15 protein-coding genes are annotated in these 14,309 nt (G+C 65.4%); 7 read left to right on the top strand and 8 right to left on the bottom strand.

Annotation, left to right across the window (positions count from 1 at the left end; genetic code table 11):
- Positions 1-127: 127 nt before the first annotated feature.
- From AABA86_RS12115 to AABA86_RS12105, 3 genes are all read left to right on the top strand, one after another.
- On the top strand, positions 128-1,627 hold the full coding sequence (locus tag AABA86_RS12115; protein ID WP_338306904.1) for a leucyl aminopeptidase: 1,500 nt from the start codon (positions 128-130) through the stop codon (positions 1,625-1,627).
- A gap of 6 nt (positions 1,628-1,633) precedes the next feature.
- Entirely contained in the window at positions 1,634-2,086 is a 453-nt protein-coding gene (locus AABA86_RS12110) for a DNA polymerase III subunit chi (protein ID WP_212244757.1), read from the top strand.
- Positions 2,087-2,252: 166 nt separating this feature from the next.
- On the top strand, positions 2,253-2,738 hold the full coding sequence (locus AABA86_RS12105; protein WP_212244749.1) for a hypothetical protein: 486 nt from the start codon (positions 2,253-2,255) through the stop codon (positions 2,736-2,738).
- Positions 2,739-2,899: 161 nt separating this feature from the next.
- Here the strand turns inward: AABA86_RS12105 and AABA86_RS12100 are convergent, their stop codons facing one another.
- Both AABA86_RS12100 and AABA86_RS12095 read right to left on the bottom strand, forming a co-directional pair.
- Complete coding sequence (locus AABA86_RS12100) at positions 2,900-3,373, bottom strand: hypothetical protein (RefSeq protein WP_338306901.1); 474 nt, start codon at positions 3,371-3,373, stop codon at positions 2,900-2,902.
- A 26-nt stretch (positions 3,374-3,399) separates the two neighbouring features.
- On the bottom strand, positions 3,400-3,690 hold the full coding sequence (locus AABA86_RS12095; RefSeq protein WP_338306899.1) for an antibiotic biosynthesis monooxygenase family protein: 291 nt from the start codon (positions 3,688-3,690) through the stop codon (positions 3,400-3,402).
- Positions 3,691-3,788: 98 nt separating this feature from the next.
- On the opposite strand from AABA86_RS12095, the gene AABA86_RS12090 reads away from it, so the two are divergent.
- Together AABA86_RS12090 and AABA86_RS12085 are read left to right on the top strand one after the other, a co-directional pair.
- Complete coding sequence (locus AABA86_RS12090) at positions 3,789-4,259, top strand: MarR family winged helix-turn-helix transcriptional regulator (RefSeq protein ID WP_338306897.1); 471 nt, start codon at positions 3,789-3,791, stop codon at positions 4,257-4,259.
- Between the two features lie 252 nt (positions 4,260-4,511).
- The gene (locus tag AABA86_RS12085; protein WP_212245265.1) at positions 4,512-5,480 is read left to right on the top strand and encodes a tripartite tricarboxylate transporter substrate-binding protein; all 969 of its coding nucleotides are present in this window, start codon (positions 4,512-4,514) and stop codon (positions 5,478-5,480) included.
- A 94-nt stretch (positions 5,481-5,574) separates the two neighbouring features.
- On the opposite strand, the gene AABA86_RS12080 is transcribed toward AABA86_RS12085, so the two are convergent.
- The 3 genes from AABA86_RS12080 to AABA86_RS12070 all read right to left on the bottom strand — a co-directional run bounded on the left by AABA86_RS12080 (position 5,575) and on the right by AABA86_RS12070 (position 8,143).
- The gene (locus AABA86_RS12080; RefSeq protein WP_212244741.1) at positions 5,575-7,437 is read right to left on the bottom strand and encodes an ABC-F family ATP-binding cassette domain-containing protein; all 1,863 of its coding nucleotides are present in this window, start codon (positions 7,435-7,437) and stop codon (positions 5,575-5,577) included.
- Between the two features lie 56 nt (positions 7,438-7,493).
- Positions 7,494-7,667 carry a hypothetical protein gene (locus AABA86_RS12075; protein ID WP_212244739.1) on the bottom strand — a complete coding sequence of 58 codons (174 nt, stop codon included), beginning with the start codon at positions 7,665-7,667 and terminating at the stop codon, positions 7,494-7,496.
- A 218-nt stretch (positions 7,668-7,885) separates the two neighbouring features.
- A complete protein-coding gene (locus AABA86_RS12070) occupies positions 7,886-8,143 on the bottom strand; it encodes a sulfur globule protein precursor (RefSeq protein ID WP_212244737.1) in 258 nt (85 codons plus the stop codon).
- Between the two features lie 313 nt (positions 8,144-8,456).
- Between AABA86_RS12070 and ndk the strand changes: the two genes are divergently transcribed.
- Together ndk and AABA86_RS12060 are read left to right on the top strand one after the other, a co-directional pair.
- The gene (gene ndk / locus AABA86_RS12065) at positions 8,457-8,879 is read left to right on the top strand and encodes a nucleoside-diphosphate kinase (RefSeq protein WP_018317541.1); all 423 of its coding nucleotides are present in this window, start codon (positions 8,457-8,459) and stop codon (positions 8,877-8,879) included.
- A gap of 45 nt (positions 8,880-8,924) precedes the next feature.
- Entirely contained in the window at positions 8,925-9,785 is an 861-nt protein-coding gene (locus AABA86_RS12060) for a TerC family protein (RefSeq protein WP_338306894.1), read from the top strand.
- Positions 9,786-9,791: 6 nt separating this feature from the next.
- On the opposite strand, the gene AABA86_RS12055 is transcribed toward AABA86_RS12060, so the two are convergent.
- Genes AABA86_RS12055 through AABA86_RS12045 form a run of 3 tightly spaced genes read right to left on the bottom strand, consistent with a single transcriptional unit; the run spans position 9,792 to position 14,239 of the window.
- Entirely contained in the window at positions 9,792-10,103 is a 312-nt protein-coding gene (locus tag AABA86_RS12055; RefSeq protein WP_338306893.1) for a DUF3240 family protein, read from the bottom strand.
- Entirely contained in the window at positions 10,100-13,174 is a 3,075-nt protein-coding gene (locus AABA86_RS12050; RefSeq protein WP_338306892.1) for an efflux RND transporter permease subunit, read from the bottom strand. The genes AABA86_RS12055 and AABA86_RS12050 overlap by 4 nt, the downstream gene beginning before the upstream one ends.
- Positions 13,175-14,239 carry an efflux RND transporter periplasmic adaptor subunit gene (locus AABA86_RS12045; RefSeq protein ID WP_212245262.1) on the bottom strand — a complete coding sequence of 355 codons (1,065 nt, stop codon included), beginning with the start codon at positions 14,237-14,239 and terminating at the stop codon, positions 13,175-13,177.
- Positions 14,240-14,309: the final 70 nt, after the last annotated feature.

Raw genomic sequence — 14,309 nt, 5'->3', positions numbered from 1 at the left:
GGGGGTGCTTGGCATCTGGCGGGGCGCTGGCCCATAGTGCGGAAGACCCAGTGAATCGCCGTTCAGGTCCGGCCCTGGCCAGGGACCGTGAACAGCAAAAAGACCAAGATTTTTGAAGGAGTTACTCATGTCCGATGCCATCAAGGTCGGCTTTGTCCCATTGTCTGCCGCCGCCCGTGGCATCCTGGTCGTGTTCTGCGACGACAGTCTGAAGGTCGGTCCGGCGACGGCCAAGGCGCTGGGCGGCGCTATCGAACTCGTGAAGCGCGCGGCGGCCGCCGCCGCCTTCAAGGGCAAGAGCGGGGCAGCGCTCGACATCCTGGCGCCGGAAGGGGTGAAGGCCACCCGTCTGCTCGTGATCGGCGCCGGCAAGGCGGCCGGCCTGAAGGCGAACGATTTTCTCAAATTCGGCGGTGTAGCGGCGGGCAAGCTTGCCGCGGGGGCGGCCGCCATGACCATCATGGCGGAACTGCCCGGTGGCGCGATGACGAGCGAGCAGGCGGTTGCGATCGCCTCGGGCCTGCGCCTGCGCGCCTACAAGTTCGACCGCTACAAGACGAAGAAGAAAGACGGCGAGGAGGGCGGCTCGCGCGCCGACATCTCGCTGGCGGTCGGTGATGCCGCTGCCGCGAAGAAGGCGTTTGCCTCGGCCGGCCACGTCGTCGACGGCGTGATCATCGCGCGCGACCTCGTCAACGAGCCGCCGAACGTGCTCTTCCCCGAGGAATTCGCACGCCGCGCCAGTCAGCTCCGCAAGCTCGGCGTCAAGGTCGAGGTGCTCGACGTCAAGGCGATGCAGAAGCTCGGCATGGGCGCGCTGCTCGGCGTCGGCCAGGGCTCGGCACGGCCGAGCCGCACCGTGATCATGCGCTGGGACGGCGGCAAGAAAGGCGAAGCGCCGGTGAGCTTCGTCGGCAAGGGCGTCTGCTTCGACACCGGCGGCATCTCGATCAAGCCGGCCGGCAGCATGGAGGACATGAAGGGCGACATGGGGGGAGCGGCCTGCGTCGTCGGCCTGATGCACGCGCTTGCCGCGCGCAAGGCCAAGGCCAACGTGGTCGGCGCCATCGGTCTCGTCGAGAACATGCCCGACGGCAATGCGCAGCGGCCGGGCGACATCGTCACCTCGATGTCGGGCCAGACCATCGAGATCATCAACACCGACGCCGAAGGCCGCCTCGTGCTGGCCGACGTGCTCTGGTACGTCGCCAAGAAGGTGAAGCCGAAATTCATGGTGGATCTGGCGACGCTGACCGGCGCGATCGTGGTCGCGCTCGGCACCGAGCATGCCGGCATGTTCTCCAACAATGACGAGCTCGCCGAACGCCTGCTGGCGGCCGGCATCGAGAGCGGCGACAAGGTCTGGCGCATGCCGCTCGGTCCCGAATACGACAAGCTGATCGATTCCCAGTTCGCCGACATGAAGAACACCGGCGGCCGCCATGGCGGCTCGATCACCGCGGCGCAGTTCCTGCAGCGTTTCGTCGACGGCACGCCCTGGGCCCATCTGGACATCGCCGGCACCGCCATGGGCGCGCCGAAGACCGACATCAACCAGAGCTGGGCAAGCGGCTATGGTGTCCGCCTGCTCGACCGCCTGGTCGCCGATCATTACGAGCGCAAATGACCTGAGATGACCGAAGTCCTGTTTTATCATCTGCAAAACATGACGGTGGAGAACGTGTTGCCGCCGCTTCTCGAGAAATCGCTCGAGCGCGGCTGGCGCGTCGTGGTGCAGTCGACCTCGGAAGAGCGCGCCGATGCGCTCGACGCGCACTTGTGGACCTATCGCGACGATTCCTTCCTGCCGCACGCGACATGGCGTGTGAACGATGCCGCCGATCAGCCGATCGTGCTGGCGATCGAGGAGGGCAATCCCAACGGCGCCCATGTCCGATTCCTGGTCGACAATGCCGCCCTGCCGCAGGATTCGCAGGGTTATGCGCGCATGGTGCTGCTGTTCAACGGCGACGATCCGGATGCACTCGCACTTGCCCGCAGCGCCTGGACGGATTGCAAGGAGCGGGGATTTGATGTCACCTATTGGCAGGCCGACGAGCGGGGCCGGTGGCAGCGTCGGAATTAGCGGCCCTTCGCAATTAATGATAATTTGCACTTTTCGGGCGATGCTGGCTTTTGTCACCTTCGTGCCGCAAAGTGATGTTGGGACAATCGCTTAGGGCTGGTCCTTCACGCGGGGAATTTGGTTTATCGTGCGACATCAAAAGCTTCCCAAGTCGCTCATAGTTGCGTTGGCTGCCGTAGCACCGCTGGTCGCGGGCTGTTCGGGGACCGATCTGCTGTCCAAGGACGCACAATGGTTCAACACGCCCAGCCGGCTGTTCATCAAGAACATCTCGATCGAATCCCCGCCGCTGACCCCCGACAAGCCGGTTGGAGCTGAGGATCTCGTCAGCGCCGACGGCGGCTGTCCCGGCATGGCACCGCCTCCCGGGCCGGCCGATGCCAATGCATCGACGACGGCGCCGGCTCCGATGGGCGGCACGGTCGCGCTCGGCCATACCGAATGCGACGTGGTGCGCGGCATCGGCGCGCCCTCGAACGTCAATCTCTCCAACGACGGCGCCGGCCGCCGCGTTGCCGTCGTCACCTGGGCCACGGGGCCGCGCGCGGGAATCTACACCTTCACGGCTGGACGGCTGTCCTCGATCGAGGGCAATCCCGATCCGCAGCCGGTGCCGAGGGCGACCAAGCCGAAGCCGAAGAAGCACGCGTAGGCGAGGATCGCCTGCACCACGGCGGATCGGCTGCGTGCATCGGAGAAGTTATCGTACTGCTCCATGGATCGCCGTCCGCTCAAATAACGCCCTCGATGCCGTGGGAAGGACGCGGGCGAGCCTGGGCGGATTCGATCGGAAGCCCGCTTTGCGCGCGCCCCTCAGAGCATCGGCTTGGTGTCGAAGCGATCGCGTTGGCGAGTGCGCAAGCGGCCCTTCATCTTGAAGCCGTCACGCATATTGAGGCCGAGAAGAGCGATGTTCGCCGCGCCGGCAAACAATTCGAGAGTCTGCACTGCGTAGAACGTGGTGTCGAACTCCGCGGCGTTTGCCTTGGAGGCAAGAAACAAGGCGGCGGGAATGAGAACGAGGATGCCGTTACCCGCGATGAACGGCATGCGCTTGATCTTCGCGCCGATCAGGCCAGCGCGCCGTCCCTTTGCCAGAAAGAAACCCGAACCTCCCGTCACCGCCAGCGCCGGAACCAGCAACAGGAAGCCCCAGGGGATGGCTGTCTTCACCAGGGTTACGCTCGCGTGTGACGCGAATAGCTCGGAGAGAGCCGTGGAAAGCCAGAAGGTCGCAATGGTCGTCAGCGCGACGACGCCCGCGACGGGGTGAATCATCTTGGTCATCGGGTCCTGCTGTTCTTTAAGGCGAGCTACGCGACGCAGATGCCCGGCACGGCGACCTTCTCGAACAGGTGCGGAGAGGCGACGGCGGAGGAGGGGTAGGCCGAGATCTTCGATCTGAACTCAGGGTGCGTGAATGCAGCCCGGAGGTGGGCCGTCGATTCCCAGACGGCATAGTTCAGATATGTCGGGCTATCGCCGATCGCGCGGTGAAGCTGGGTGGCGATGAAGCCCGGCTGCCGTTTCATGAAGGCCGCATCGTCTCGCCAGACCTGACGTTCGATGGGAAAGTTGGGGTCCAGAGGGCGAAGATGCGCCATGGCGGGCTCCGTTCGATGTGGCATTATGATGTCAATGTGGTACTATGAGCAAAGTAGTTATTTGACATCATGATGTCAATAATGGTTTATGGTGACGAATGCGGAAATCCCAACGAACGCCAGCCGGCGATGCGCTGTCGAACCTCGTGCTCGACTTGTTCCGGCTGAACAGCCTGCTCTTGACCGCAGGAGACCGTTTGGTGGCTGGGCTCGGGCTCACGAGCGCGCGCTGGCAGATTCTCGGGGCGATCGTGCACGCGGAGCGCCCGCAGCCGGTGGCCTGGCTTGCCCGCGATCTGGGTGCCAATCGCCAAAACGTGCAGCGGATCGTCAATGACCTGCACGCGGAAGGCCTCGTTGCCTTCGAGGCCAACCCGCATCACCGCCGAGCGCAGCTTGTCGTCTTGACTGACAAGGGGCGGCGCGCATTCGATGCCGCCATGGCTTTGCAGGCGCCCTGGGTCAACGGTCTTTCGGAGGGGCTTTTGGTCAAGGACCTGCAAACCGTGCATCGCATCGTCGCGGACCTGCGGACGAAGCTTGAGAGCCAGACAGAGGCCGGGACCTAACGCACGGCGAGCGAGCGAGAGTTCACGAGCTCTCCGCGACGTGTTATCGGAACGCCTCCGTGGCCGGACGCCTTGCGATGGAAATCACCGGCCGCACGAGTTCATCGCGGCGGCTACCCGGCTTCCTGCCCGCACCCGAGCAACGGCGTCGCGAGCATGACGTGATCGTGACACTCCTGATGCGTCGCTTTCGCCATGGCCGCGCGCTCCGGAATGCGCTTTGATGGCATCAACAACAATCCGGAGGAGACTATGCGGTTCTCGATTGCCCTCGTATCGGCTTTGCTTCTGCCGCTCGGCGCGGCGCTCGCCCAGGACTATCCAACCCGGCCCATCACCATGCTGGTGCCGTTCGCCGCGGGCGGGCCGACCGACACCATCGCGCGCCTGACGGCCGCAGGCATGGGGAAAGCGCTGGGACAGCAGATCGTCGTCGAGAACGCGACCGGCGCCGGCGGCACCATCGGGACGACCCGCGCCGCGCGCGCCCAGCCCGACGGCTACACGCTGCTGATCCATCATGTCGGCATCTCGACCGCCGCGACGCTGTACCGTAATCTCAGCTATGACACCAAGACGGCCTTCGCGCCGATCGGCCTCGTGACCAATGCGCCGATGACCATCATCGCGCGTCCGGATTTTCCGGCTGACACGCTCAAGGAGCTGGTCGCCTACGCCCAGCAGCAGGGCGACAAATTGACTTACGCCAATGCCGGGCTAGGTGCGGCCTCGCATCTCTGCGGCATGCTGTTCATGACCGCGATCCAGAAGCAACTCACCACGGTGCCGTACAAGGGCAACGGCCCGATCATGAACGATCTGCTCGGCAAGCAGATCGATCTCACCTGCGACCAGGCGACCAACACCACCGGGCCGATCACGGCCAAGCAGGTCAAGGCCTACGCGATCACCACCAAGGAGCGGCTGAAGAGCCTGCCCGATCTGCCGACGGCCGACGAGGCCGGCCTCAAGGGGTTCGAGCTCGGCGTCTGGCACGGCCTCTATGCCCCCAAGGGCACGCCACCGGCGGTCGTTCAGAAGCTTACGGCCGCGCTGCAGACCGCGCTGAAGGATCCGGCGCTGATCGCCCGGTTCAACGACATCAACACCGAGCCGGTCCCGCAGGACAAGGCGACGCCGGAGGCGCTGGGCGCGATGCTGACCAGCGAAGTCGACCGCTGGGCCCCCATCATCAAGGCGGCCGGGCAGTTCGCGGACTAAGCAGATGGTCCCATGAAGAGTAGCTCGGTCAGCTACTTCGTGCAGGGTAGTTAATTACCGCTACTGTGCATGGGGTTGTTTTCCAGATTTGGAGTCAGCCCGCAGCCTCGTCGAACTGCGTGCTCGCCTCGAGCCACTGCTCCTCCGCGCGCGCCAGCGCATCGGCGGCATTGGCGCGTGCCTTTGACAGCTGTGCGGCCTGCTTGGGGTCGCGCGTAAAAATGTCGGGCAAAGCGAGGGCCGTGTCGATCTTGGTGATGATGTCGCTGACGCGGGCGATCTCGGCTTCGGCTTCGGTGATGCGCTTCTTCAGCGAGCCGCGATTGTCTGATCTTGCACGCTGCGGCTTTTCGCTGGCCGTGCTGCGCTCGCGCGGGGCGGGTTCGCCGTTGCGGGTGGACAGCACCAGGCGGCGATATTCGTCGAGGTCGCCGTCGTAATTGGTGACGGTGCGGTCGGCGACGATCCAAAGTTGGTCGGCACAGGCTTCGATCAGGTAGCGATCGTGCGAGACCATGATGACCGCGCCGGGGAATTCGTTGATGGCTTCGGCAAGCGCGGCGCGGCTGTCGATGTCGAGATGGTTGGTCGGCTCGTCCAGGATGATCATGTTGGGGCCGAAGAAAGTCGCAAGGCCCAGCAGCAGCCGCGCCTTCTCGCCGCCCGACAGTTTGGCGACCTTGGTGTCGGCCGCCTTGCCGGAGAAGCCGATCGCGCCGGCGCGCGCCCGCACCTTTGCTTCGGGCGCTTCGCCCATCAGCTTGCGGACGTGGTCGTAGGTGGAGGCGTCCTCGTTCAGCTCGTCGAGCTGATGCTGCGCGAAATAGGCGATCGACAGCTTGTCGGCGCGCGTCACCTTGCCGGAGAACGGTGCGAGTCGTCCGGCGAGCAGCTTTACAAGTGTCGACTTGCCGTTGCCGTTGGCGCCGAGCAGCGCGATGCGGTCGTCATTGTCGATGCGCAAGGTGACGCGATTGAGCACGGGGCTAGCCGGATCGTAGCCGACCGAGGCGTTGTCGACCGCGATGATCGGCGGCGACAGGATTTTCTCCGGGGCAGGGAAGCTGATCTCGCGGACGTCCTCGGTGACCAGCGCCGTGATCGGCTTCAGCCGCTCCAGCATTTTCACGCGAGACTGTGCCTGCCGGGCCTTCGAGGCCTTGGCCTTGAAGCGGTCGACGAAGGCCTGCAGGCGGGCGCGTTCGGCCTCCTGGCGCTTGACGGCCTTGGCATCGAGCAGCTCACGCGCGGCGCGCTGCTCCTCGAATGAAGAATAGGTGCCTTTGTAGAGCGTGAGCTTGCCGCGCTCCAGATGCAGGATCTGGTCGACCGAGCTTTCGAGCAGGTCGCGGTCATGGCTGATCACGATCACCGTGCGCGGATAATGCGCGAGGTGATCCTCCAGCCACAACGTGCCCTCGAGGTCGAGATAGTTGGTGGGCTCGTCGAGCAGCAACAAATCGGGCGCGGCGAACAGGGTGGCGGCGAGCGCGACGCGCATGCGCCAGCCGCCGGAGAATTCGGCGCAGGGGCGGAGCTGATCGGCGGCGGAGAAGCCGAGGCCGGAGAGGATCGCGGCGGCACGGCTCGGCGCCGAATGTGCGTCGATGTCGACCAGCCGGGTCTGGATCTCGGCGATCCGGTGCGGATCGGTCGCGCTTTCGGCTTCGTGAAGCAGCGCGTCGCGTTCGAGGTCGGCCTTGAGCACGACGGAGATCAGGCTTTCGGGTCCGTTCGGGGCTTCCTGGGCGAGGCTGCCGACGCTCCAGCGCGGCGGCAAGCTCACCGAGCCGTGCTCGGCCGCGAGCTCACCGCGGATCACCTTGAACAGCGTCGACTTGCCGGTGCCGTTGCGTCCGACCAGGCCGACTCGCGATCCCGGCGTGATCTGCACGGAACTCTGGTCAATCAGAAGGCGTCCGGCGAGGCGGATGGAGAGGTCGGTGATCCCAAGCATGCGGCCTTGTCACCGCAAGGCGCGTCGAACGCAACCCGTTTTTCCGGGCCCGCTGTTCAGTGCGGGTCGCGGTCGCGCTGCCTCAGCTCGTTCATGAGCTGCTCGAGATGGGTCGGCAGCTGGGGGTCGGGACGCAGGCTCTGCTGGAGCCGTTCGCCCACGGCATCGCAAATCGAGCGGCTGGTCCGCCGGTCGATCTGTTCGCTGTCATTGGCAAGAAGGCCAGCCATCGCGGGTTCCGTGTTCTCAGAGTATCGACACGGTACCAAGTCATTGGCCCCCAAAATGGTTTCGCCGCTTTTGGGACAATGCCGGCATTCTCGTCAAAATTGTAAGAGCCCCGTCACATCCGCCCAAAATGCGAAGTCCCGGCGGGGGGATCGCCGGGGCTTCTCTTGGAAGGCAACCGTGGGGGGGCGGTAGCCTTTAAATCAAGGTGCTGTCGGGCTCAGTAGCAGCGGTTGACCATCCGCCAGCGGGGGCCCCAGGGGGTCGGGACCAGCCGGCGCACATAGCAGCCGCCATAACCGTAGGAGACCGGGGCATAGAAGCGCGGACCGCCCCAGCCGTGGCCGTGGTGCCAGCCACCGCCGCCGCCGTGCCAGCCCCAGCCGCCACCGTGCCAGTGGGCGGAAGCCGAGGTCGGCGCCAGCGCGGCACCCAGCGCAACCGCAGCGACAGCGGCAAGCGAAAGTTTCCTCAACATGGTGATCTCCTCAAAACTGCCGGCGCGGGGCGATCGCGTCCGATGGAAAGGCCGCCGAAACGGTCCGCCCAGCGATCGGGCTTCGGTTTCGATGGGGCCAACCCTACGCCGGCGAGGCTGAACCGAACCCTGACAGGGGCTTCAGATTGGGTTCATCTGGGTGAAATTGTCGTAATCCATGTTGAAACCGCACCCTCCGGTCCTGCGGCGAAGCGCCTGTGACGTCATACCGGCGGTCGCTTGCCGGATCGCAAAGGCGCCGATATAAGCCCGGCAACTCCGAACCACCGCTTTTCTTCCCAAGGACAAGATTATGGCCATCGAACGCACCTTCTCGATCATCAAGCCCGACGCGACCGCGCGTAACCTGACCGGCGCCGTCAACGCCGTGATCGAAAAGGCGGGCCTGCGCATCGTCGCGCAGAAGCGCATCCGCATGACCAAGGAACAGGCCGAGACCTTCTATGCCGTCCACAAGGCGCGGCCGTTCTTCGGCGAGCTCGTCGAGTTCATGACCTCGGGCCCGGTCGTCGTCCAGGTGCTGGAAGCCGAGAACGCCATCGCCAAGTACCGCGACGCGATGGGCGCGACCGACCCGTCCAAGGCCGCCGACGGCACCATCCGCAAGCTCTACGCCAAGTCGATCGGCGAGAATTCCGCGCACGGCTCGGATGCGCCAGAGACCGCCGCGATCGAGATCGCGCAGTTCTTCTCGGGCAACGAGATCGTCGGCTGATCCATCAGCCGATAAGTTAAGACCGACGGGGCGAAAGGACTTACTGTGAACTGGCTCTGGCAGATCTTCGATCCCGCGACGATCGGGGCATTCTTCACCCAGTTTCGCAACGAGATGGCCGAACCGACCTTCTGGATTGCGGTCGGCAAGATCATCTGGATCAACATCCTCTTGTCCGGTGACAATGCGCTGGTGATCGCGCTCGCCTGCCGCGGCCTCTCGCCGCGACATCGCCTGTGGGGCATGATCTTCGGTGCCGGCGCAGCTGTGCTGCTGCGCATCATCTTCACCGGCATCGTCGCAACCCTGATGGAGCTGCCGTACCTCAAGCTGATCGGCGGCCTCGCGCTGATCGTGATCGCGGCCAAGCTCCTGGTGCCGGAACACGACGACGATGACGACGTCGACGCTGCCTCGCATCTGTGGCAGGCCGTGCAGATCGTCGTGGTCGCCGACATCGTCATGAGTCTCGACAACGTCATTGCGGTCGCAGCCGCCGCCAATGGCAGCGTGCCCCTCCTGATCCTCGGCCTTGCCATTAGCGTGCCGCTGATCGTCGCCGGTGCGGCGCTGATCATGGCGTTGCTGGAAAAGCTCCCGGTGCTGGTCTGGGCCGGTGCTGCGCTGCTCGGCTGGATCGCGGGCGAGGTGATCGCGACCGATCCGGGCGTCGCGCCCAAGCTGCACACGCTGTTCGAAGGTCCGTTCGGCGCCTCGCTCGACACCATGCTCGGCGCCTTGCGCATCCCGCCGCAATTCGGCCATGGCGGGGCAGGCGGCGAATATTTCTGCGCAGCGCTCGGCGTCGTCGTCGTGCTGGTGGTCGGCACCATCTGGCGCCGGCGCAAACTGACCTCTGCCGCACTGGAATCGTCCGAACGGCACGCCAGGGCTTCGGCAGAGTAGGCCCGCTCAGTCGATCGTGCCGAGCTCCGTCACGGGTATCGTCCAGTAGACCAGTTTGGTTCCGGCGAACGCAACCCGCAGACGGTCGAGCAAGCGGCCGGCATCTGTCCCTGCGAGCACCACCTGCACGACGGCCTGATCGGCGTGGCCCTTCACGCGCTCGGCGGCCGTATGCAAGCGGACCTCTGTGCCGTGACCGGCGCCCTGCGAGGCCGTGAATCCCGAAACCAGATCAGTCTGTTCGGCGAGATGGTCGAACACCTCGTCGCGGAGCTGATGCGGCACGATCAGCGTGAGACACACCGGCTGCTCGATCATTTGGCCACCTTCGACGATCCGCCATAGCGGCGATACAGGATCGGCAGGAGAATCAGGGTGAGCAGGGTGGAGGACAGCAGTCCTCCGATCACGACGACGGCGAGCGGTCGCTGCACCTCGGATCCCGGGCCGGTGGCGAACAGCAGCGGGATCAAGCCCAGCGCCGTGATGCTCGCGGTCATCAGCACGGGGCGAAGCCTGCGCATCGCGCCTTCGACGACGATGCGATCCTCGGGAAGGCCGTGGGCGCGGAGCTGATTGAAGTAGGAGACCAGCACGACGCCGTTGAGCACGGCGATGCCGAGCAGCGCGATGAAGCCGACCGAGGCCGGCACCGACAGATACTCACCCGTCACGACCAGGGCGAACACGCCCCCGATGAGGGCGAAGGGGATGTTGACGAGCACCAGCAGCGCCTGGCGGATGGCGCCGAAGGTGGTGAAGAGCAGCACGAAGATCAGGCCGATCGCGACGGGGACCACGACGGACAGTCGCGCGGCGGCGCGTTGCTGGTTCTCGAACTGCCCGCCCCAGGTCAGCCGGTAGCCATTCGGGAGCGGAAGTTCGGTCGCGACCTTCTGGCGAGCCGCTTCGACGAAGCCGACCATGTCGCGACCGCGGACGTTGGCGCGCACCACGCTCATGCGGGCGCCGTCCTCGCGGTCGATCTTCACCGGACCGTCGACGCGCTGGATACGGGCAACCTGCGACAGCGCGACATGCCGGCCGGACGCCAGCGTCAGCGGCAGGCTCGCCAGCAGCGTCGGCGCTTCCCGGGTCGTCTCGCTGCCCCGGACGAGGATCGGCGTGCGGCGTCCTTCCTCGAGCGCGGTCCCGATGGTTCGGCCCTCGATCTGGGTACGAAGCGAGTTGACGATGGAATCCACGGTCAGGCCGAGGCGGCCGGCCTCCATGCGATTGACCGCGACCGTGTAATATTGAGCGCCTTCGTTCAGCGTGGTGTAGACGTCCTCGGCGCCGTCGATGCTGGACAGGATCGCCGACAGCTTGGCCGCGGTTTCGTTCAGCTTGGCGATGTCGGGGCCGAAGATCTTGACGGCGACGTCGCCGCGCACGCCGCTGATCATCTCCTGCACGCGCATGTCGATGGGCTGGGTGAAGCTGAGCGAGATGCCGGGAAAGCCGGCCAAAACCTCGCGCAGCTTCTGCAGCAAGGCCTCGCGATTGTCGGTCGCGCGCTCGGCGGCCGGCTTGAGCACCAGGAACGTGTCGGTCTGGTTGGGGCCCATGGGATCGAGGCCGAGCTCGTCCGACCCGGTTCGCGCGACGATGCCGGCAATATCAGGTACGGCCAGAAGCGCGGTCTGCAGCCTTGCATTCATCGCAAGCGACTCGTCGAGATTGACGGACGGAAGCGTCTCCACGCTGACGATGACGTCGCCTTCGTCCATCGTCGGCATGAAGGTCTTGCCGAGCTGAGTATAGGCGAAGCCTGCGGCGACAAGGCTGATCAGCGCCGCAGCCATGACCTTGCGCTCGTTGTTGAGGGCCCAGTCCAGCGCCGGCGCGTAGACCCGTTGGGCCGCACGCACCAGCAGGGGATCGCGATGTGACGCCGACTTGAGCACGAAGGAGGTTGCGACCGGGATCACGGTGAGCGCCAGCAGCAGCGAGCCGGCCAGCGCGAAGATGATGGCCAGCGCGACCGGGATGAACAGCTTGCCCTCCAACCCCTGCAGCGTCAGCAGCGGGACGAACACGATGATGATGATGAGCACACCCGAGGCGACCGGTTCCAGGACTTCGCAGACCGAACGGTAGATCAGGTGGATCAGCGGCGCGGTTTTGCCCGGCTCGTGCTTGCCGAGGTTGCCGACGATGTTCTCGACCACGACGACCAGCGCGTCGATCAGCATGCCGATTGCGATCGCAAGTCCGCCGAGGCTCATCAGGTTGGCCGACATTCCCACCACGCGCATGATGATCAAGGCGATGACGATGGCGAGCGGCAGGCTGAGCGCGATCACCAGCGAGGCCCGCCAGTTGCCGAGGAAGAGCAGCAGAAGAACGATAACGAGGGCGGTGGCCTCGCCGAGGGCCCGCACCACGGTGCCGACGGCGCGGTTGACCAGGCGGCTGCGGTCATAGAACACGTTGATCGACACGCTCTTCGGCAGCGAGGGTTGCAGCTCCGCGAGCCGCGCACGCACGTCGCGGATGAGCTGACCCGCGTTGGCGCCGCGCAAGCCGAGGACCAGTCCCTCGACGGTTTCGCCGCGGCCGTCCGCCGTGACGGCGCCATAGCGCGTCAGCGTGCCGACTTTGACGCTCGCGACGTCGTTGACCAGGATCGGCACGCCGTCGCGGGTGTCGACGACGATGGCCTTGATGTCCTCGATCGACCGGATGCTGCCTTCGATCCGGACCAGGGCGCTGTCCTCGCCCTGATTCACCCGTCCGGCGCCGTCGTTGCGGCTGTTGGCTTCGATGGCCCGGCGAAACAGATCGTAGGAAATGCCGCGCGCGGCCAGCGCATCGTTGCGCGGCACGATCTCGAAGGCGCGGACATAGCCGCCGAGCGCATTGACGTCCGCAACGCCGGGGACCGTCCGCAGGGCGGGGCGGATTACCCAGTCGAGCAGGGTCCGGCGCTCGGCGAGCGAAAGCTCGGGACTGTCGATCGTGAACATGAACATCTCGCCGAGCGGGCTCGTGATCGGCGCAAGCCCGCCGGTCACCCCCTCCGGGAAATCGCGCGAGATGTTCGACAATCGCTCCGAGACCTGGTTGCGCGCCCAGTAGATGTCGGTGCCGTCCTCGAAATCCACGGTGATGTCGGCCAGCGCATATTTCGTGGTCGAACGAAGCACCTTCTTGTTCGGCAATCCGAGCAATTCGAGCTCGACGGGAACGGTGATGCGCTGTTCGACCTCTTCGGGGGTAAGGCCCGCCGCCTTCATGATGACCTTCACCTGAACCGGCGAGACATCGGGGAAGGCGTCGATCGGCAGGCTGGGCAGGAGCACGGCGCCGGCGCCGATCACCAGCAGCACACTCAGCAGGACGAACAGCCGCTGCGACAGTGCGAACGCAACCAGGCGCCGGAGCATTTACTGCCCCAGTCCGGAGAGGATGCCGCGAAGCGCCGAGATGCCGCCGATCGCGATCTCATCCCGATCCGTGACGGCGCCCGCCACGACGACATGGTCCTGATCTTCCGCAAGCAGCTTGACCGGGACCAGCCGGAAGCCGCCGTCGAAGGCGACGAAGACCGACGTTTGCTCGCCCCGCCGGACCAGCCCGCTGTAAGGGATCTCCCAGGCGCTTTCGCCGGCCGAGAGAAATCCGATGCGGGCTGCGGTGGTCTGGCCGGGATGCAGCTCGCCGTCATTGGGGACTTCCGCGCGAACCAGAATGGTCTGGGTGGCAGGATCGATTGTCTCTGAGACCAGCACGACCTTGCCGGGAGTGGGATAGCCCTCGATCTCGACTTTCGCGCCGGTGCGGATCGCTCGAATATTGGCGGCAGGGACCGCGATTTCGGCCCATAGCGGTGAGAGCCGCGCCAACTTGACGAGCGGGGCGGATTGTTCGAGCCGCTGCCCTGGCGATACCGCGACCTCGACCGCGGATGCGGCTTGCGGCGCATTGACCGTGAGCGTTCCGCTGATTGCCGCTTGCTGCGCCAGGCGGGAGATTGCATCGTCGGACATTCCGCTCAGATGCAGCATCTGGCGCCGTTCGGCGACGACGAGAGCGGCTTGGCGCGCTTCGGCCTGGCTGGCCTCCAGCACGCGTTGCGGCACGGCCTTGCCCTCGAACAGATCCGCGTTCCGATTGAGCTGCTGGCTGGCGAGGTGCTCCTGCGCGATCGCGTGCAGATAGTCGCGTTGCTGGGAGACGAAGCTTGGACTCTCCAACGTGACCAACGGCTGGCCGGCCGTGACGCGGTCACCGCGCCCGACCAGGAGATTGGCGACCATGCCGGCCACCGGCGCGCTGACGACCCACAATTGCTGCGTGGGGATCATGATCTGGACGGGATAGGGCAGCGTCAGATCGGTCCGGCTCGCGACTGGATGGGTCACGCGCACCCCGAGATTGCGCGCCTGCGCATCGCTCAGCTTCACCTCGTCCTGTGCCATGGATACGGAAGGCAACAAGCTCAATGCCATCGCAAAGAGCGTACGCGCGAGCGCGCCCCCGGAAGTGATGGGAAGGAGGGTTCCGTGACGGACTCGCATG

The sequence above is a fragment of the Bradyrhizobium sp. TM233 genome (assembly GCF_036247965.1).
GTDB lineage: Bacteria > Pseudomonadota > Alphaproteobacteria > Rhizobiales > Xanthobacteraceae > Bradyrhizobium > Bradyrhizobium ottawaense.
Note: the sequence above shows the minus strand (reverse complement) of the source record. Positions and strands in the feature narration are given on the sequence as shown.

Bases quoted from the DNA above. Each gene is read 5' to 3' on its own strand.
- AABA86_RS12115 (WP_338306904.1), top strand. From the start codon at position 128: ATGTCCGATGCCATCAAGGTCGGCTTTGTCCCATTGTCTGCCGCCGCC.
- AABA86_RS12110 (WP_212244757.1), top strand. From the start codon at position 1,634: ATGACCGAAGTCCTGTTTTATCATCTGCAAAACATGACGGTGGAGAAC.
- AABA86_RS12100 (WP_338306901.1), bottom strand. From the start codon at position 3,373: ATGACCAAGATGATTCACCCCGTCGCGGGCGTCGTCGCGCTGACGACC.
- AABA86_RS12095 (WP_338306899.1), bottom strand. From the start codon at position 3,690: ATGGCGCATCTTCGCCCTCTGGACCCCAACTTTCCCATCGAACGTCAG.
- AABA86_RS12090 (WP_338306897.1), top strand. From the start codon at position 3,789: ATGCGGAAATCCCAACGAACGCCAGCCGGCGATGCGCTGTCGAACCTC.
- AABA86_RS12085 (WP_212245265.1), top strand. From the start codon at position 4,512: ATGCGGTTCTCGATTGCCCTCGTATCGGCTTTGCTTCTGCCGCTCGGC.
- AABA86_RS12080 (WP_212244741.1), bottom strand. From the start codon at position 7,437: ATGCTTGGGATCACCGACCTCTCCATCCGCCTCGCCGGACGCCTTCTG.
- AABA86_RS12075 (WP_212244739.1), bottom strand. From the start codon at position 7,667: ATGGCTGGCCTTCTTGCCAATGACAGCGAACAGATCGACCGGCGGACC.
- AABA86_RS12070 (WP_212244737.1), bottom strand. From the start codon at position 8,143: ATGTTGAGGAAACTTTCGCTTGCCGCTGTCGCTGCGGTTGCGCTGGGT.
- ndk (WP_018317541.1), top strand. From the start codon at position 8,457: ATGGCCATCGAACGCACCTTCTCGATCATCAAGCCCGACGCGACCGCG.
- AABA86_RS12055 (WP_338306893.1), bottom strand. From the start codon at position 10,103: ATGATCGAGCAGCCGGTGTGTCTCACGCTGATCGTGCCGCATCAGCTC.
- AABA86_RS12050 (WP_338306892.1), bottom strand. From the start codon at position 13,174: ATGCTCCGGCGCCTGGTTGCGTTCGCACTGTCGCAGCGGCTGTTCGTC.
- AABA86_RS12045 (WP_212245262.1), bottom strand. From the start codon at position 14,239: ATGGCATTGAGCTTGTTGCCTTCCGTATCCATGGCACAGGACGAGGTG.